The following is a 16,727-nucleotide window of genomic DNA, read 5'->3' as shown; positions in this document are numbered from 1 at the left end:
TGGTCGGGCTGCTACCGTCAGTCTTACCGGAGGGAGTTCAGGATATGAGCGCAACCGATGAGCGGGTCGACCGCGACGTGGACATGCGGGCACTGCTGCAGCGTCAGCGGGCGGCGTACATCGCTGCCGGCCCGCCCGATGTGAATCTGCGTCACAACCGCATCGACCGACTGATGGCGCTGGTGCTCGACAACACCGATGCCTTCGTCGAGGCGATGGCCGCCGACTTCGGCACCCGATCGCGGGCCGCGACGCTGTTCACCGAGGTTGTCGGCATCATCCCGGTCATCGAACACACCAGATCCCATGTTGGGCAGTGGATGAAGGGCACCCGGTTGATGCGGGCGGCCCGCATCGCCGGCCTGCGGGCAGAAGTGGAGTCGACCCCGCTGGGCGTTGTGGGCATCATCGGGCCGTGGAACTTCCCGTTGAATCTGGTGGTGTTGCCGGCCGCGGCCGCGTTCGCCGCAGGCAACAGGGTGATGATCAAGATGTCCGAAGTCACCTTGCACACAGCGGAACTGATGGCCGCGCTGGCGCCGAAGTATTTCGAGCCGACCGAACTCGCCGTGGTGACCGGGGGACCGGAGGTGGCCGCCGAGTTCTCCCGGCTGCCGTTCGATCACCTGTTCTTCACCGGGTCACCGTCGGTGGGTTCGCTGGTTCAGCGCGCGGCATCGGAGAACCTGGTTCCGGTGACACTGGAACTGGGCGGCAAGAACCCGGTGGTGGTCGCCCCGGACGCGGACATCCAACGCGCCGCGACCCGGATTGCGCAGGCCCGCATGGTCAACGGCGGGCAGGTGTGCGTCTGCCCGGACTATGTCTTCGTTCCCGGCCATCAGGTCGCCAGATTCGTCGATATCGTCCGTGCCACGTGGCAGGGCATGTTCGACGCCATCGTCGCCAATGACGACTACTGCTCAAGTGTCAACGAAGCCAACTTCGATCGGGTGAACGGATTGATCGAGGATGCCCGCCGACACGGGGCCACTGTGGAATCGGTTGTCCCCGTCGGTGAATCCCTACCGGACCGGGCAAGTCGCAAGATCGCGCCGACGATCATCCGGGATATCGACGACCGGATGCAGATCGCCCGCGAGGAGATCTTCGGTCCGGTGCTGTCGGTGATGGGCTACTCGACCCTCGACGACGTCATCGGCTATGTCAACGCCCGTCCGGCGCCGCTGGTCGCGTACTGGTTCGGGCCCGACGGCGACCGGTTCCGCACCTTCGTGCGCAGCACCCGCAGTGGCGGTGTGGCGCGTAATGACTTCGCCGCCCAGATGATCCCGTCGGCCGCACCGTTCGGCGGGGTCGGCCGCAGCGGAATGGGCGCCTATCACGGAAAAGCCGGCTTCGACGCATTCAGTCATCAGCGCACCGTGGTCGGTACGGACCTGCCGTTCAGCATGACCGGGTCGGCGGCGCCGCCGTTCCGTCGCGGTATGCGAATGTATGCCGATCTCTCACTCCGGATGGCCCGCAACAGAACCCATCGCCGTCTCACCAGATCTGCCGCACGCGCACGAGACGGAGGTCCACAATGACCACCGCGACGGTTTCGTTCGATCCGTTCTCCGAGGACTTCTTCACCAGCCCGTACGAGACGTACCGCCTGATGCGGGAGCACGCCCCGGTCTATTACAGCGAGCAGTACGACTTCTATGCACTGACCCGCCACGTCAACGTGGCCGAGGCCTTCAAGGACCACGAGACCTACTCGTCGGCGTACGGGGTGGATCTCGCACAGGTCCGCACCGGTGAGATCACCAAGCACGGCGGGATCATCGCGATGGACCCGCCGGCGCACCGTCGGATGCGCAGCCTGCTGAACAAGGTGTTCACGCCCCGTGCCATCGAGGCGCGCCGCGCTCTCGTGGAGCAGGTCATCGACCAGTTCTTGACCAAGGTCGACGGAGGCGGATTCGACTTCGTGCAGGACTTCTCGGCGCTGTTCCCCGTCGAGATCATGACGATCATGCAGGGCGTACCCGCCCAGGACCGCCAGCAGATCCGATTGTGGATCGACGACTTCCTGCATCGCGAGCCGGGCGCTGTCGAAATGAGCGAGCACGGGCTGCAATCCGCCATCGAGATGTCGATGTACTACTACAAGCTGATCAAGGAACGCCGCAGCAACCTGGGTGACGACCTGCTCAGCAAGCTCATCGAAGCCGAGATCGAGCGCGACAACGGCGAGATGGCGCCGCTGGACAATCTGGAGATCACCGAGTTCGCGGTGCTGCTGGGCGGTGCGGGTGCCGAGACGGTGACCAAACTGCTGGGCAACGCGGCCGTGGCGTTCGCCCAGAACCCGGACCAATGGCAGAAACTGCTCGATGACCGCAGCAAGATTCCGCTCGCGGTGGAGGAACTGCTGCGCTACGAGGCGCCCGCGCAGTACAACGTGCGCCGCGCCCAACGCGATGTCACCCTGCACGGTGTGACGATTCCGGCCGGCAGTCCGGTCTTCCTGGTGGGCGGGTCGGCCAACCGCGACCCCGAGGCCTGGACCGATCCGGACGTCTTCGACATCGACCGGGACCGGACCCAGGCGCAGAACCTGGGCCTGGGCTACGGCATCCACAGCTGTCTCGGCGCAGCGTTGGCACGCCTGGAAAGTGCGCTGGCCCTGGACCGGATGCTGGACTTCATGCCGCGCTACGAGGTCGACTGGAGCGGCTGCAAGCGTGTCAACATGCAGAACGTCGCCGGGTGGAGCAACGTGCCGGTGCGGGTCCTGCCCTGAACCGGGTCAGGACCCGGTGAGGGCCTGCTCGCGGGCCCACCGGTAGTCGGCCTTGCCGGCCGGGCTTCGCTCGATCGTCGGCCGGAACACCACCGCCTTGGGCAGTTTGTAGCGGGCGATCGTCTGCTCGGCGTGAGTGATCAGGTCCTCGGCGGTGGCGTGCGCACCGTCGGCCAACGACACCACCGCCACGACTTCGCTACCCCAGCGCTCACTCGGCCGCCCGGCCACCACCACATCGGCCACCGCGGGATGGGAGGCGATCGCGGACTCGACCTCCTCGGCGAAGATCTTCTCCCCTCCGGAATTGATGGTGACCGAATCCCGGCCGAGCAATTCGATGGCGCCGGTATCCAGGTGCCTCGCCCGGTCCCCGGGGATGGCGTAGCGGACTCCATCAATGGTGACGAACGTCGCCGCGGTCTTGGCGGCGTCGTTCTTGTAGCCCAGTGGGACGTACCCGCGTTGGGCCAACCAGCCCAGGTCGTCATGCCCGGGCGCCAGCACCGCGCTGAAATCCTCTGCCACCACGGCTGTATCGGGGCCGGCATTGAAGGTGCCGGTGGACACTGCGCCGCCGGCGGACAAGTGGTTGAGCTGGGCGCCGGTCTCCGAGGAGCCGACCCCGTCGATCACCACCAGGCCCGGTTTGGCCTCGATCAACTGCTGTTTCACATGGGGGGTGAGTTGCGCACCGCCATTGGCCACCACGGCAAGGGTCGACACGTCCGCCGACCCGGCCTTGATCGCCGCCAGCAGCGGGCGGGCCATCGCGTCGCCGACCACGGTCGCGACCATCACCTGTTCCCGCTCGATGGTGCGCACCACCTCGTCGGCGTCGAACCGGTCGACCGTGCTGGGGAACACCAACGTCTGGCCGGTGGTCAGCGCCGTCATGGCCGCCCACTGCGCGGCGCCGTGGATCAGCGGCGGCAGGATCAGCAGCTTGGTGCCGGGATTCTCGGCGACCCGGGTCGCGATCTCCTCGACCGAGCCGACCAGATCACCGGTCATCATGTTGCGGCCACCGAACGAGGTCATGAAGATGTCGTGCTGACGCCACAGCACGCCCTTGGGCATGCCGGTGGTGCCGCCGGTGTAGAGCACGTAGAGGTCGTCGGGGGAATGCCGCACGGCAGGTCCCGGGGCCGGGGCGGCGACGATCGAGTCGTAGTCGACCGCGCCGTCGAGCAGCTCATTGCCGGAGCCGTCGGCGATCTGGATGAGCACCTCCAACTGCGGCAGCTCGTCGCGGATCTCGGCCACCCGGGGCGCGAACGCCGCGTGGTACAGCAGCGCCGACGCCGCGGAATCGGCGAGCAGATACTGCAATTCGTTCTTGACGTAGCGGTAGTTGACGTTGAACGGTGCGACCCGCGCGGCGAACGACCCCAACAGGCCCTCGATGAACTCCGGGCCGTTGTAGGCATAGATGCCGAGCAGATCCTGGCCGACCTCATGCCCGGACAGTGCCGAGCGTTCGGTGTGGCAGCCCAGACCGCGGGAACTCAGGTAGGCCGCCAGCCGGCGGGACCGGTCCACGACCTCGCGGTAGCTGTACCGGCGGTCACCCTGGATGATCAGCGGGCGGTCCGGAACGGCCGCGGCGACGGCGTCGGCCACGGCCGGCACGGTGAACTGCGGGGATGTCTCAGCCATGGCGGCTCCATTCCTCGATGAGGTCGTCGGTCGTGGTCACGGTGGCGAGCAGGGCGAGGCTGTTGTCGATGACGGCCTGGCCGTAATCGGTGGGGACCCCGGCGACGGCATCGCGGGGGAGCACCACACGGTAACCGGCGTTCACGGCGTCCATCACCAGGTTGGGGATCGCGATGTTCAGCGACACCCCGACCGTGACGATGGTGCCGACGCCGAGATTGCGCAGCACCGCATCCAGATCGGTTCCGCCCATCGGGCCGACGCCGTGCCAGCGATACAACATCAGATCCGTGGGTTCCGGGCCGAATTCGGGGAGCAGGGTGGCGCCCTCGCTGCCCGGAGTGAGGTCGACGGATCGTGTGCCTGCCGGGAACAACCGGGCGTTGTGGTTGGACCCGAGCCCGTCGGGGCGGCGCTGCACCAGACAGTGCACCACATGATGGCCGGCCGCCCGAGCCGCCGGGAGCAACCGGGCGATGTTGGGCAGCGCGAGTTGCTGCGCCTCGGAGGCCAGCACCGCCAGCCCGGCGCGCGGCCCGACCACCGCACCCTGGAGTTCCTGGGTGACGATCGCAAGGGTCACGCGTTGGTCTTCTCGACCGGGGGCACCTCGTAGAACTGCTGGGCCCACTTCCGCATGGCCATATAGGGTTTCGCGTCGATCTTGGACAGCGACGGCCGTTCCACGTACTTCTGGTAGCGCCAGATGTCGAGGTCGTCCCAGACCGTCACCAGGTACTGCTTCTCGACGCGTTTGCGCACCTCTTCCGGTGGCACATCACCGGTGTCCCCGGGTTCCTTGGGCCACCAGATCGAATAGAACATGTTCGAATTGTGGTCATCGACCGGGGTGCACGCGAAGATCAGCCGGTGGTTGGCGGCGCCCTCGAACGCGCTGATGGCGAAGCCCAGCCCGGAGAAATGGCTGTGGATGTAGAGCGACATCTTGTCGGGATCCTCGCTGCGGGCATCGGGCCAGCCGGTGAGGAACTGCCACTCGTTGTCCACCACCTTCCAGTCCAGGCAGACCGGGGTGACGGTGGCGCGGTGAACGTAGCGGAAATGCGCACTGTCCGGACCGTTTTCGGCGACGATCTGGGGATGGACCGGTTCGTTCTCGGCGAACCGGGAGAACTCCGGGAACGGCCGGTAATAGGCGTCCGGGTCGGTCTCGAACTGGGGGTGCTTGGTGAATATGTCGGGCAGTTCCCACTTTGGCGGCTCACCGTGCGGCTGGTACCACATGAACACCACCCCGTGCTGTTCGACGACGGGGTAGACCCGTAGCCGGACGCCCCGGTTGGGTTTGTCGGGCTGATACGGGATGTAGCGATTGGTGCCGTCGGCGCCCCAGCGCCAGCCGTGGAACGGGCACTCGACGCAGTCGCCGACGATCTTCCCGCCGTGGCCGAGGTGGGCGCCGAGGTGCTTGCAGTGCGCCTCCATCAGGTGCAGGGTGCCGTCCTCGTCGCGCCAGGCCACCAGGTCCTCGCCGAAGTACTTGAGCGCTTTGGTCTCACCGGCGACGAACTCGGCCGACCAGCCGATCACGAACCAGCCGGTGACCTTCCAGGTGAACGGAACTTCCATGGTGTGCCTCCGGATCCGGACCGCTACTGAATTGCTTACCGTAGTATCGTCCGCAAGCTTTTCAAATAGCGTGAGATATGTAAAGGAGCTCAATGCCCGGGCTGTTGACCGACAAGGTCGCCTTCATCACCGGAGCCGCCCGCGGCCAGGGCCGCGCGCACGCGGTCCGGATGGCCAATGAGGGCGCCGACATCATCGCCATCGACATCGCGGGCCCGCTGCCACCGAAGGTGCCCTACGACTCGGCGACGCCCGACGACTTCGCCGAAACCGTCGACCTGGTCAAGGCCACCGGGCGACGGATCTTCCACCGCATCGTCGATGTGCGCGACTATGAGGGGCTGACGTCCGCGGTCGCCGACGGGGTGGCCGAGCTCGACCGGCTCGATGTGATCGTGGCCAACGCCGGCATCACCATCGCCGAGGCCTGGCATGACATCACCCCCGAGTCGTTCCGCGACGTCATGGACATCAACGTCACCGGCACCTGGAACACCGTGATGGCCGGCGCCCAGCACATCATCGACGGCGGCCGCGGCGGCTCGGTGATCCTGGTGAGTTCCCTTGCCGGAGTGAAGATGCAGGCGTTCATGGTGCACTACACCGCCAGCAAGCACGCGGTCACCGGGATGGCGCGGGCCTTCGCCGCGGAACTGGGCCGCCACCACATCCGTGTCAACAGCATCCACCCCGGTCCGGTGATCACCGATATGGGCACCGGGAACATGGTGGTTGCGCTGAACAAGGCGTTCGAGACCAATCCCACGCTGGTGCAGATGGGGACGCCGTTCACCCCGAACTGGATCGTCGAACCCGAGGACGTCGCGGCCTCGGCGGTCTGGCTGGCCTCCGACGAGGCCAAGCACATCACCGCCGTGGCGCTGGCCATCGACAACGGCATGGCGCAGTTCTGATGAGCGCCGAAGAGATCCGCGAGGAGATCCGTCAGCTCAAGGCGCGGTACTGCCGGCTGCTGGACACCAAGGACTACGAGGCCTGGAAGAAGGTGTTCGCCCCGGACGTCGTGGTCACACTGGACATGGCCACCTCCGTCGGCGGCGCGGACGGGCAGACCGCGCCCCCGCTGAACGGGCTGGAGGAGTTCCTGCCGGTGGTGCTCGGCGGGGTGGAGCATGCCCAGACCAAACACCACGTGCACACCCCGGAGATCACGGTGACCTCGGACACCACTGCGTCGGCGATCTGGGCGATGGAGGACCTGCTGTTGTTCGCCGACGGCAGTGAGCTTTTCGGAGCCGGGCACTATCACGAGACCTACGAGAACCGCGACGGCACCTGGGTGATCACCAGCCTGCACCTGACCCGAACCATCATGCGATTCACCCAGGCGAAGTAGCGGGGACGTCATGGAGCGCTACGACGTCGTCGTCATCGGGGCGGGATTCTCCGGGTTGTACGCGCTGCACAAACTTCGCGAACAAGGCCTGCGGGTCCAGGTGCTGGAGAAGGACGCCGGTGTCGGCGGGACCTGGCGGGTCAATCGCTATCCCGGTGCGCGGTGCGATATCGAGAGCATCGAATACTCCTACAGCTTCTCCGAGGAGATCCAGCAGGACTGGGTGTGGACGGGATCCATGCCGGCCCAGCCGGAGATCGAGGCCTACCTGAACTTCGTCGCCGACCGGCTCGATCTGCGTCGCGATATCGCTTTCGGCACCGAGGTGCTCGCCATGACCTTCGACGAGGCGCAGGCACAGTGGCTGTTGGAGACCTCCGGCGGTGACTACGCGGCGCCGTTCGTGGTGGCCGCGTCGGGAATCCTGTCGGTGCCGCTGGAACCCGACATCCCGGGCATGAGGTCCTTTGCCGGGCAGTCGCTGTTCACCAGTCGCTGGCCCGACGGCGTCGACCTGACCGGAAAGCGGGTCGGGGTGATCGGCACCGGTTCGACCGGGGTGCAACTCATCCCGGTGATCGCGGCCGAGGTCGCGCAGCTCAGCGTGTTCCAGCGCTCGGCGGCGTTCACACTGCCCTGGACCGTGCACGAGTTCGCGCCAGGTGAACTCGACGCGCTCAAGGCCGACTACGCCGGTATCCGCGCCGCCCAACGCGAACACCCCGTCGGCGCGGCCCGACTGTCCGCGTTCTCGGTGCTGCTCGACATGCTGGGCAGCCCGCTGATCACGACGGCCACCCGCGAAGAGCAACTGCGGGCCATCGACGAGCGCGGCGTCCTGGGAGCGCTGAACTGGGGCGACGTGTTCTTCGACATCGAGGCCAACCGGATGGCGACCGCGCTCTACGGGGAGGCGATCGCCCGGGTCGTCGAGGATCCGGAGACCGCCGCCGCGCTGGTGCCCACCCACCCGTTCGCCTGCAAGCGGCCGATTATCGATCAGGGCTACTACGAGACCTTCAACCGGGACAACGTGACCCTGATCGACCTGCGGAAGGGGCCGATCATCTCGGTGACCCCGACCGGGATCAGCACCGAACAGGGTGATGTCGTCTCGGCGATGACCTCGGTCATCGACCCGCTGGCGACCACCCCGGTGACTGCGCGACGGCTGATCGTGGGAGCCTGGCACGACCAGATGGCGATGCGGAGTTCGGCGCTGGCCATGCAAGACCGTTGGGGCGGTGAGTTGCATTGGCATGACGGCAGCCATGTCGGGCACCTGTTCTCCGGTGGCGTGCAGCAGGTGACGGAGCGGTTCCTCAGCGCGGCGTAGCGCCGTAGGTGGCGATGATCCGCTCTCGCACACAGGTGATCTCGTGATCGAGGTCGTGGTCCTCGGGCAGCGTCACCCACTGGAACGCGATCCCGAAGATCGACGAGGTGATGTCTTGCAGCGCGGCCTCGACGTCGATGTCTGGCCGCAGCGAGCCGTCCTGGATCCCGGCCCGCAGCGCGGCGTCGATCTTGACCGCGGCATTGGCCAGCTGCGACCGGACACTCTCGCGCAGCGGGGATGTGGTCTTGACGGCTTCGAACGCGGCGACGAACATCGCCCGGGTGACCGCCGGGTCTTCGGCATGAAGTTGCTGGACCCGGTCGAAATGGGTGAGCACCCGGGCCAGGCCATTGGCGTCGGGGTCGGCGTCCGGATTGAGCTGGGTGACGTAGCCCCGCTGGAAGGCGTCCAGGATGGCGTCCTTGCTGCCGTAGCGCGCGTGCACCATCGCCCGGCTGTAGCCGGCTCGTCGGCCGATCTCGGCGGCGGTGGTTGCCTCCCAACCTTTTTCGACGATCAGTTCGGCGGCCGCCTGCAGCAGCCGACGCGAGGACTGCTCGACGCGTTCCGGCTGACTGAGGCCCTGGATCGGGGATGGCACTCTTGCATATTAAACGCCTGACAACTAACTTACTTGTTCAGCGTCAAATTTCTGCGGAGGTCAAGGATGACATCACCCGCTGTGCCCGCGCGGGTCCCGTCGAGCATCGACGAGGTGACCGCGCAGTGGCTGGCCGAGGCGATCGCGATGCCGGTGACCGATGTCCGTGCCGAACGCATCGCCGAGGACACCGGCTTCTCGGCGCGGCTGTACCGATTGTCGCTGCGCGGCGACGGGCTGCCGGCCTCGATGATCGTGAAACTTCCCGCGGATTCAGAGGCGCGCGGGGGGATGGAACTGCTCGGTGGCTACCGCCGGGAACTCGCGTTCTACCGGCACATCGCGCCGGCGGCGCCGATGTCGACGGCGCACTGCCACATCGCCCGCATCGAGGGCTACTCCTTCGTGCTGGTGCTCGAGGATCTGCAGGACTGGGACAACGCCGATCACCTGGCCGGGCTTTCGGTGGACCGTGCCCGGTTGTGCGTCGGGGTGCTGGCCGACCTGCACGCCTGGTCGGAGCATGAGGCCGACTCTGCTGTCCTGCAGGAGTTCCCGCTCATCGACAATCAGCTGACCCGTGATCTGTTCCTGCCGGCCTTCACCCCGGGATGGCAGATGTATCTGGACAAGACCGACCGGTCGGTTCCGCCCGCGGTCGCGGACTTCGCCGATGGCTTCGGCGAGCTGGCGCCGCAGGCGTTGAGCGCATTGTCGGCGCGATCGATGTTGCTGCACGGAGACATTCGTGCCGACAACATGTTCTTCCGAGGCGATGAGCTCAAGATCGTCGACTTCCAGCTGGCGGTGCGAGGGGCGGGGGCCGCCGATATCGCCTACCTGGTCAGCCAGGGCCTGCCAACCGCCGCGCGCCGCGGCCACGACGAAACACTGGTGCGCGACTACATCGCCGCGCTGGAACGGCGTGGTGTCACCGATTACGGGTTCGACGAGGCATGGCGGCATTACCGCTTCGGGGTGGCTCTGCTGCTGTACATGCCGGTGGTCGCGCTGCTGACCTGGGATGTGGTGCCCGAACGGTCCCGACAACTCTGTGTGACGTTGATCGATCGTGCGGTGGCAGCCATCGAGGACATCGGGGCACTGGAGGAGTTCTCGTGACCCGCACCGCCCGGGAGGTCGTCGAGCTGTACAACCTGGTGGTCTGGAACGAACGGGACTTCGTGCTGGCCGATGAACTGTTGGGCGACACCGTCACCCGTCACGATGTGGGGGAGGTGAAGGTGCTCAGCCACGAGGAGGCCGTCAACCGCGTCGTCGACCACTGTGGGATGTTCGAGAGCATCCGCTTCGACCTGAAGCTCGTGGTCGCCGACGACGAACACGTCGCGATCGTGTACCAGTCGCCGATGCGGACCACCGACGGCGCCGAGATCACGATCGGCAGCATGGAGATCTTCCGGGTGGTCGACGGTCGTATCACCGAGGTCTGGAATTGTGGCTACAAACAAGGAGTGTGGGCGTGAGCGAACGTGTCCTCGATGAACTCGGTTACTACCTGCTGGCCGGCGCGGGTGGTGAGGGCCCGGCCACGCTGATGGACGAGGCGCGCCGCGGCGAGGAACTCGGCTTCGGCACCGGATTCATCTCCGAACGGTGGAACGTCAAGGAGGCGTCCTCGCTGACCGGGGCCGCGCTCGCGGTCACCAGCAGGATGCAGATCGCGACCGGGGCGACCAACCACAACACCCGGCACCCGCTGATCACCGGATCGTGGGCCACCACCATGCACCGGCTGTCCGGCGGGCGATTCACCCTGGGCCTGGGCCGCGGTATCGCCGCCATCTACGGAGCGTTCGGGGTACCGGCGGTGACCACGGCCCAGATGGAGGACTTCGCGCAGGTGATGCGCCGGCTCTGGCACGGCGAGCTGATCTTCAACCATGACGGCCCGATCGGCACGTACCCATTGCTGTTCCTGGACTCCGACTTCCGCGAGGACATTCGGCTGGCGATCGTGGCGTTCGGTCCGCAGACCCTCGCGCTGGGTGGCCGAGAGTTCGACGACGTCATCCTGCACACCTACTTCACCCCCGAGACACTGCAGCGCGCGGTCAAGATCGTGAAGGACGCCGCCGAACAGGCCGGCCGCGACCCCGACAGTGTGCGGGTCTGGTCGTGCTTCGCCACCGTCGGCGACCATCTGCCCGAGGAACTGCGGCTGAAGAAGACCGTGGCCCGGCTGGCCACCTACCTCCAGGGCTATGGTGATCTGCTGGTGAGCACCAACAACTGGGATCCCGCTGTGCTGCAACGTTTCCGCGCCGATGAGGTGGTGCAGTCGGTGGCGGGCGGCATCGACCACAAGGCCACCGCCGCGCAGATCGAGCACATTGCGACGCTGATCCCGGACGAGTGGCTGGAACCCTCGGCCACCGGCTCGGCGCAGCAGTGCGTGGACCGGATTCGCAAGGAATTCGACTACGGCGCGGACGCGGTCATCCTGCACGGCGCCACCCCCGACGAGCTGGAGCCGATCGTCACGGCCTATCGCCGGTGATTTGTGGAGTTTTAGCCGGAATGGTTACGGTGTCGTGTCTCGGGACATCGCTGACACATATGTCTCGGGACATCGCTGACACTTATGGTGCCGGTTGGGGCTCGCGAGTGCGATAGCTGCGGGTGGTCTTGTCGCCGGGTTGATATCTGCGTTTGGGGTTGGCGACCAGTGTGCGCACGAGTCGGTTTCCGCTGAAGATCGTGATGTGGTCGCCGTCGCGGATGGCGTGGCATTGGTGCCCGGCCCACCGCAGCCCGACATTGACGTCGTAGGGGCCCACGTTGAGTCGTCCGGTTTTCTTATCGACGACGTTGCAGGTGACAAAGACCGGTCCCGGCAGCGGCCGGGGTGCTGGGCGAGCGGATACGGTGGCGCTGAATACGGCCGCCGGCGTCACCCCGCGGTGGGCACGGTGGCGACGGTGATGGTTGTAGAAATCGCGGAACGCGTCCAAAAGCGTATTGAGTTCAGCGATGGTCATCGGCGCCCTCTGGGCCCGCAGCCATTTCTTCAGGGTCTGCCAGAACCGTTCGATCTTGCCGCAGGTCTGCGGGTGATACGGGGTGGAGTTGATGGTCTGGGTCCCCAGCGTGCGCAGGTTGATCTCGAAGGCTGACTCGTGGCCGCGCAGGCGACCGGTGTAAACGGAGCCGTTGTCTGTCAACGACATTGCCGGAATCCCGCACTCCCAGATACCGGCCATGATGACTGCCCAGACCAGCTCCCCGTCGGCATCACCGGTGGCCGCGTGCAGCCCGACCAGGTACCGGGAGTGATCATCGAGGGTGCCTGCGATCGCGACGTGGGTGCCATCGGCGAGTTGCCATTGCGTCCAGTCCGACTGCCAACACTCGTTGGGTCGGGTGAAGCAGAAGCGTTTGGTCGCTGATTTCGGCCGTTTCTGCGGCTGCGGGGTGATCATGCTATGGCGAGTCAGGATCCGCCACACCGTCGATCGTGAAGGCACCAGCGCGGCATCGACAGTACTGTCGTCGCGCAGTGACCACACGATGGATTCCGGCCCATGATCAACGCCTTGGTCAAGCAACCGCTGCCGGCGATCCAGGACCAGCTTCTCTACCACCGCGCTGCTCTGCCCTGGGCACCGACGCGGGCGCCGCGACAGGTCCTGCAGCCCGGCCAGGCCGTGCTGCAGGAACCGTCGTCGCCACTTGTAGAACGTCTCTCGGGAGATGTTCTCGCGGCGGCAGAACTCCGCCACATTGTCGATCTGCCCGGCCAACGCCGCAGCCATGCGAATGTCCATCGCCGTCACCTTCTGGGCCATGAACCATCCTGGTCGCGGCCCTACTCAGGTGTCAGCGATGTCCCGAGACATACATGTGTCAGCGATGTCCCGAAACCGGACACCGGAACCATTGCGGCTAAAACTCCACAAATCGCTAGGGGAGGATGACGGTGCGCCGTACCGGCTCGGCCGCGGCCTGCCGGGACCGCAACCCGCGCTGCAACGCGGCGAGCAGCTGATCGCGGGTCTCGCGAGGATCGATCAGCTCGTCGAAGCCGAGGTGATCCGCGGAGCGGTAGGACGCGGTCAGCTCGGCCTCCCGCAGCAGCGCCGACAGATCCGACTCGGCGTGCGAGGCTCTGGACAGCGCCGCGGCGCTCATCGCGCCCATCGTCGCACCCGGGAACGCGAACGTCGCCTCCTGGCCGTCGAATCCCAACAGCGACATCACCATTGAGCCGAAACCGTACGCCTTGCGCAAGGTCACGTGCAGCTTGAGTGTGGTCGCCGCGGTCTGCGCGGCGAACATCCGGGCCCCGGCCCGCAGCACGCCGGTCTTCTCGGAGCGGCTGCCCGGCAGCATGCCCGGATTGTCGGCCAGGAAGACGATCGGCAGGTGGAAGGAGTCGGCCACCATGATGAAATGCGCGGCCTTGTCGGCGGCGTCGGCGTCGATGGAGCCGGCCAGCACGTTCGGTTGGTTGGCGACCACGGCGACCGGGTGCCCGCCGAGATGGGCCAGCGCGCAGACGATCGCCTTACCGAACTGCGGTTGCACCTCGAACCAGTCGTTGTTGTCGAAGACGACGTCGAGCACCGACCGCATGTTGTAGACCCGCCGGTTGTCGCGGGAGATGATCTCCAGCAGTTCCGGGGTGGGCCGCGGGGCGGCGTCCTCGTCGAAGGGCAGCGGTTCGGGATATGACCATGCGCTGGACGGAAAGTACGACAGGTAGCGGCGGATATCGTCGATGACGGCCTCGTCGGTGTCCGCGTGGTTGTGGATGACACCGCTGTGCAGGGCGACGCTCGGCCCGCCGAGGTCCTCCTTGGTGATCTCCTCACCGGTGGACTCCCGCACCACCGGTGGCCCGGCGGTGAAGATGGCGCCCTGACTGCTCATGATCCGGAAGTCGCTGACCGGCGCGACCAGCGCGCCGTGGCCGGCCGAGGGACCGAGCACGGCGGCCACCGTGGGCACCCGGCCCGAGCATTGCGCCTGCGCGATGAGGTCGGTGGGCGTGCGGCCGTAATGCGCTCCGGTGGGCCGGAATCCGGCGCCCTCCAGCAGCATCACCAACGGGATCTTGTCGCGCACGGCGAGTTCGGCCAACCGGTAGCGCTTGGCGTTGCCGGTCGAGCCGATGCTCCCGGCCAGGGTGGTGAAATCCTCCGCGCCCACCATCACCGGCGATCCGTTGATCAGTCCGGAGCCGGTGACGATCCCGTCCGCGGCGATCTCCCCGCCGGCGAACGTACCGAACTCACGGAACGTGTCGGGATCCAGTAGGCGGTCTATGCGGGCGCGGACGTCGAGCTTGCCCTTGGCGCGATGCTTGGCGACACGGTCAGGTCCACCCATGGCCAGCGTGTGCTCGCGACGACGCTCCAAATCGTCGAGGGTTTCCTGCCAGTCGGGCGTGTTCGTCATACAGGAGTCCTGTTCTCGGTGACCGTCGTCGGTTCGTTGACCATACTGAAGTGCTTACTGTAGCCTCCCCCGCATGGGTAATGTCGCCCGGCTGAGCATCGATCGTGGTATCCCGAGCGACCTCAATGCCGTCCCGGCGCGGGCACGCGAGATCGAGCAGCAGGGCTACGACGGATGCTGGACCGGGGAGATCAATCACGACCCGTTCCTGCCGTTGCTGCTGGCTGCCGAGCACACGTCGCGGCTGCAGCTGGGGACCAGCATCGCGGTGGCCTTCGCGCGCAATCCGATGCTGGTCGCGCAGCTGGGCTGGGACCTGAACAGCTACGCCCAGGGCAGGTTCATCCTCGGGCTGGGCACCCAGGTGCAGGCGCACATCGAGAAGCGCTTCTCCATGCCGTGGAGCCATCCGGACCGGCGGATGCGTGAGTTCGTCGCCGCGGTGCACGCCATCTGGGACACCTGGTGCAACGGGGAGCGGCTGAGCTTCGAGGGCGAGTTCTACCGCCACCAGCTGATGACGCCGATGTTCACCCCCGAGCCGCAACCGCACGGCGTGCCCAAGGTCTTCGTGTCCGCGGTCGGTGACCTGATGACCCGGGTGGCGGGTGAGGTGGGCGACGGACTGATCGCGCACGCCTTCACCACCCGCCGCTACCTGGACGAGGTGACCGCTCCCGCGCTGCAGGCCGGTCTGGATGCCGCCGGACGGTCCCGGGCGGACGTCGAGTTGTCCTGCCCGGTGTTCGTGGTGACCGGCGAGACCGAGGAGCAGTTCGCGGCGTCGGCGGCCGCGCACCGAAAGCAGCTGGCGTTCTATGGGTCCACACCCGCCTACCGGAAGGTGCTCGATCTGCACGGCTGGGGCGGTCTGCACGAGGAGCTGCACCGGCTGTCCCGGCTGGGGGAGTGGGACACCATGGCCACCCTGCTCGACGATGAGGTGCTCGAGACGTTCGCGGTGGTTGCCGAATTGCCCGATGTGGCAGAGGCTTTGGTTCGGCGATGCGTGGGCGCCATCGACCGGGTGCTGCCCGGCTTCCCCGCCGGCATGTCGGAAGCCGCGATCGCGGCGGTGCTGGACGAGGTTCGGTCACGCCGAGCAACCGTGAATGCCAATGCTGATGGGTGAGAAGAGGTTCGGTGTGGACAGGATCAGCGGGAGGACCGTGGTGATCACCGGTGCCGCCCGGGGCATCGGGTATGCCACCGCCACGGCGCTGCGTGACCGCGGGGCCCGGGTGGTGATCGGCGACCGTGATGTCGAGGCGTTGCAGGCCGCGGTGTCGACGCTCGGACATGACCGGGTCAGCGGGCATCCGCTCGACGTCACCGACCGCGAGTCGTTCACGGGTTTCCTGAATCGGGCGCGCGTCGACGGTGACGGCCGCATCGACGTGTTGATCAACAATGCCGGGGTGATGCCGATCGGCGGATTCCTCGATCAGTCCGAGCAGGCGCTGCGCTCGGCCATCGAGGTGAACTTCTACGGGGTGATCACCGGGTGTCAGTTGGTGCTGCCCGAGATGATCGAGCGCGGCGCCGGCCACATCGTCAACGTGGCGTCGCTGGCCGGGCTGATGCCGGTGCCCGGCCAGACCGTCTACTCCGGGACGAAATCCGCGGTGATCAGCCTGTCCAGTGCGATGGCCGACGAGTTCGCCGGCCGCGGTATCGAAGTCAGCGTGGTGATGCCGCCGTTCACCCGCACCGAGTTGATCTCCGGCACCGCGCAGAACCGGGCGAACCGGCCCGTCGAGCCCGAGGACATCGCCGCGGCCATCGTGCGGGCGCTGGACAAACCCAAGACGCATGTGACGGTGCCCGGCGGGATCCGGTTCGTGCTCGGCCCGCTGGGGTTGCTCGGCCCGCGCGGCCGGCGTTGGGTGAGCCGCCGGGTCGGCACCGACAAGGTGTTCCTGGAATTCGACACCGCCGCGCGGCAGGGCTATGAGCAACGTGCTCGGTCCGCGCTCGGTGTGGTGGGGGATGACGTGTAATGACAACA

At 66.7% G+C, this 16,727-nt stretch carries 15 protein-coding genes and 1 pseudogene; 10 read left to right on the top strand and 6 right to left on the bottom strand.

Translation table 11 applies throughout. The features are described from left to right. Positions 1-44: 44 nt before the first annotated feature. The gene (locus A7U43_RS21100; protein ID WP_067999098.1) at positions 45-1,550 is read left to right on the top strand and encodes an aldehyde dehydrogenase family protein; all 1,506 of its coding nucleotides are present in this window, start codon (positions 45-47) and stop codon (positions 1,548-1,550) included. Further along, on the top strand, positions 1,547-2,752 hold the full coding sequence (locus A7U43_RS21095; RefSeq protein ID WP_067999096.1) for a cytochrome P450: 1,206 nt from the start codon (positions 1,547-1,549) through the stop codon (positions 2,750-2,752). The genes A7U43_RS21100 and A7U43_RS21095 overlap by 4 nt, the downstream gene beginning before the upstream one ends. A 6-nt stretch (positions 2,753-2,758) precedes the next feature. Here the strand turns inward: A7U43_RS21095 and A7U43_RS21090 are convergent, their stop codons facing one another. Genes A7U43_RS21090 through A7U43_RS21080 form a run of 3 tightly spaced genes read right to left on the bottom strand, consistent with a single transcriptional unit; the run spans position 2,759 to position 6,001 of the window. Next, a complete protein-coding gene (locus A7U43_RS21090; protein WP_067999094.1) occupies positions 2,759-4,411 on the bottom strand; it encodes an acyl-CoA synthetase in 1,653 nt (550 codons plus the stop codon). Next, on the bottom strand, positions 4,404-4,994 hold the full coding sequence (locus A7U43_RS21085) for a cysteine hydrolase family protein (RefSeq protein ID WP_067999093.1): 591 nt from the start codon (positions 4,992-4,994) through the stop codon (positions 4,404-4,406). The genes A7U43_RS21090 and A7U43_RS21085 overlap by 8 nt, the downstream gene beginning before the upstream one ends. Then, positions 4,991-6,001, bottom strand: a complete 1,011-nt coding sequence (locus A7U43_RS21080) for a Rieske 2Fe-2S domain-containing protein (protein WP_067999090.1) — start codon at positions 5,999-6,001, stop codon at positions 4,991-4,993. Before A7U43_RS21080 ends, A7U43_RS21085 begins: the two co-directional genes overlap by 4 nt. A 92-nt stretch (positions 6,002-6,093) precedes the next feature. On the opposite strand from A7U43_RS21080, the gene A7U43_RS21075 reads away from it, so the two are divergent. The 3 genes and pseudogenes from A7U43_RS21075 to A7U43_RS21065 form a co-directional block, all read left to right on the top strand. Beyond that, the gene (locus tag A7U43_RS21075; protein ID WP_067999088.1) at positions 6,094-6,915 is read left to right on the top strand and encodes a mycofactocin-coupled SDR family oxidoreductase; all 822 of its coding nucleotides are present in this window, start codon (positions 6,094-6,096) and stop codon (positions 6,913-6,915) included. Continuing rightward, positions 6,915-7,358, top strand: a complete 444-nt coding sequence (locus A7U43_RS21070) for a nuclear transport factor 2 family protein (protein ID WP_067999085.1) — start codon at positions 6,915-6,917, stop codon at positions 7,356-7,358. Before A7U43_RS21075 ends, A7U43_RS21070 begins: the two co-directional genes overlap by 1 nt. 10 nt (positions 7,359-7,368) lie before the next feature. Further along, a pseudogene (locus tag A7U43_RS21065) lies at positions 7,369-8,457 on the top strand (flavin-containing monooxygenase); the annotation flags it as partial. A 223-nt stretch (positions 8,458-8,680) separates the two neighbouring features. Here A7U43_RS21065 and A7U43_RS21060 read toward each other — a convergent pair. Then, a complete protein-coding gene (locus tag A7U43_RS21060) occupies positions 8,681-9,298 on the bottom strand; it encodes a TetR/AcrR family transcriptional regulator (RefSeq protein WP_067999083.1) in 618 nt (205 codons plus the stop codon). 66 nt (positions 9,299-9,364) lie between these two features. Between A7U43_RS21060 and A7U43_RS21055 the strand changes: the two genes are divergently transcribed. Genes A7U43_RS21055 through A7U43_RS21045 form a run of 3 tightly spaced genes read left to right on the top strand, consistent with a single transcriptional unit; the run spans position 9,365 to position 11,819 of the window. Continuing rightward, positions 9,365-10,420 (top strand): phosphotransferase, encoded by a 1,056-nt coding sequence (locus A7U43_RS21055; RefSeq protein ID WP_067999082.1) that lies wholly within the window; start codon positions 9,365-9,367, stop codon positions 10,418-10,420. Next, positions 10,417-10,785 (top strand): nuclear transport factor 2 family protein, encoded by a 369-nt coding sequence (locus A7U43_RS21050; protein ID WP_067999080.1) that lies wholly within the window; start codon positions 10,417-10,419, stop codon positions 10,783-10,785. Before A7U43_RS21055 ends, A7U43_RS21050 begins: the two co-directional genes overlap by 4 nt. Continuing rightward, positions 10,782-11,819, top strand: coding sequence for a TIGR03857 family LLM class F420-dependent oxidoreductase (locus tag A7U43_RS21045; RefSeq protein ID WP_068003314.1), 1,038 nt, complete (start codon positions 10,782-10,784; stop codon positions 11,817-11,819). Before A7U43_RS21050 ends, A7U43_RS21045 begins: the two co-directional genes overlap by 4 nt. A gap of 82 nt (positions 11,820-11,901) precedes the next feature. Here the strand turns inward: A7U43_RS21045 and A7U43_RS21040 are convergent, their stop codons facing one another. Next, on the bottom strand, positions 11,902-13,107 hold the full coding sequence (locus A7U43_RS21040) for an integrase core domain-containing protein (RefSeq protein ID WP_067993882.1): 1,206 nt from the start codon (positions 13,105-13,107) through the stop codon (positions 11,902-11,904). 115 nt (positions 13,108-13,222) lie between these two features. Next, positions 13,223-14,719: an acyl-CoA carboxylase subunit beta gene (locus A7U43_RS21035; protein ID WP_067999078.1), complete on the bottom strand. Its 1,497-nt coding sequence runs from the start codon at positions 14,717-14,719 to the stop codon at positions 13,223-13,225. 73 nt (positions 14,720-14,792) lie between these two features. Here A7U43_RS21035 and A7U43_RS21030 point away from each other — a divergent pair, with 73 nt between their 5' ends. Beyond that, positions 14,793-15,851, top strand: coding sequence for an LLM class F420-dependent oxidoreductase (locus A7U43_RS21030; RefSeq protein ID WP_067999076.1), 1,059 nt, complete (start codon positions 14,793-14,795; stop codon positions 15,849-15,851). Positions 15,852-15,864: 13 nt separating this feature from the next. Then, positions 15,865-16,719 carry an SDR family oxidoreductase gene (locus tag A7U43_RS21025; RefSeq protein ID WP_068003313.1) on the top strand — a complete coding sequence of 285 codons (855 nt, stop codon included), beginning with the start codon at positions 15,865-15,867 and terminating at the stop codon, positions 16,717-16,719. Positions 16,720-16,727 lie beyond the last annotated feature (8 nt).

This window comes from Mycobacterium adipatum (assembly GCF_001644575.1).
Taxonomy (GTDB): Bacteria; Actinomycetota; Actinomycetes; order Mycobacteriales; family Mycobacteriaceae; genus Mycobacterium; species Mycobacterium adipatum.
This window is presented reverse-complemented; position numbering and strand designations above follow the sequence as displayed.

Coding starts and splice junctions, on each gene's coding strand:
- A7U43_RS21100 (WP_067999098.1), top strand. CDS start 45: ATGAGCGCAACCGATGAGCGGGTCGACCGCGACGTGGACATGCGGGCA.
- A7U43_RS21095 (WP_067999096.1), top strand. CDS start 1,547: ATGACCACCGCGACGGTTTCGTTCGATCCGTTCTCCGAGGACTTCTTC.
- A7U43_RS21090 (WP_067999094.1), bottom strand. CDS start 4,411: ATGGCTGAGACATCCCCGCAGTTCACCGTGCCGGCCGTGGCCGACGCC.
- A7U43_RS21080 (WP_067999090.1), bottom strand. CDS start 6,001: ATGGAAGTTCCGTTCACCTGGAAGGTCACCGGCTGGTTCGTGATCGGC.
- A7U43_RS21075 (WP_067999088.1), top strand. CDS start 6,094: ATGCCCGGGCTGTTGACCGACAAGGTCGCCTTCATCACCGGAGCCGCC.
- A7U43_RS21070 (WP_067999085.1), top strand. CDS start 6,915: ATGAGCGCCGAAGAGATCCGCGAGGAGATCCGTCAGCTCAAGGCGCGG.
- A7U43_RS21055 (WP_067999082.1), top strand. CDS start 9,365: ATGACATCACCCGCTGTGCCCGCGCGGGTCCCGTCGAGCATCGACGAG.
- A7U43_RS21040 (WP_067993882.1), bottom strand. CDS start 13,107: ATGGCCCAGAAGGTGACGGCGATGGACATTCGCATGGCTGCGGCGTTG.
- A7U43_RS21035 (WP_067999078.1), bottom strand. CDS start 14,719: ATGACGAACACGCCCGACTGGCAGGAAACCCTCGACGATTTGGAGCGT.
- A7U43_RS21030 (WP_067999076.1), top strand. CDS start 14,793: ATGGGTAATGTCGCCCGGCTGAGCATCGATCGTGGTATCCCGAGCGAC.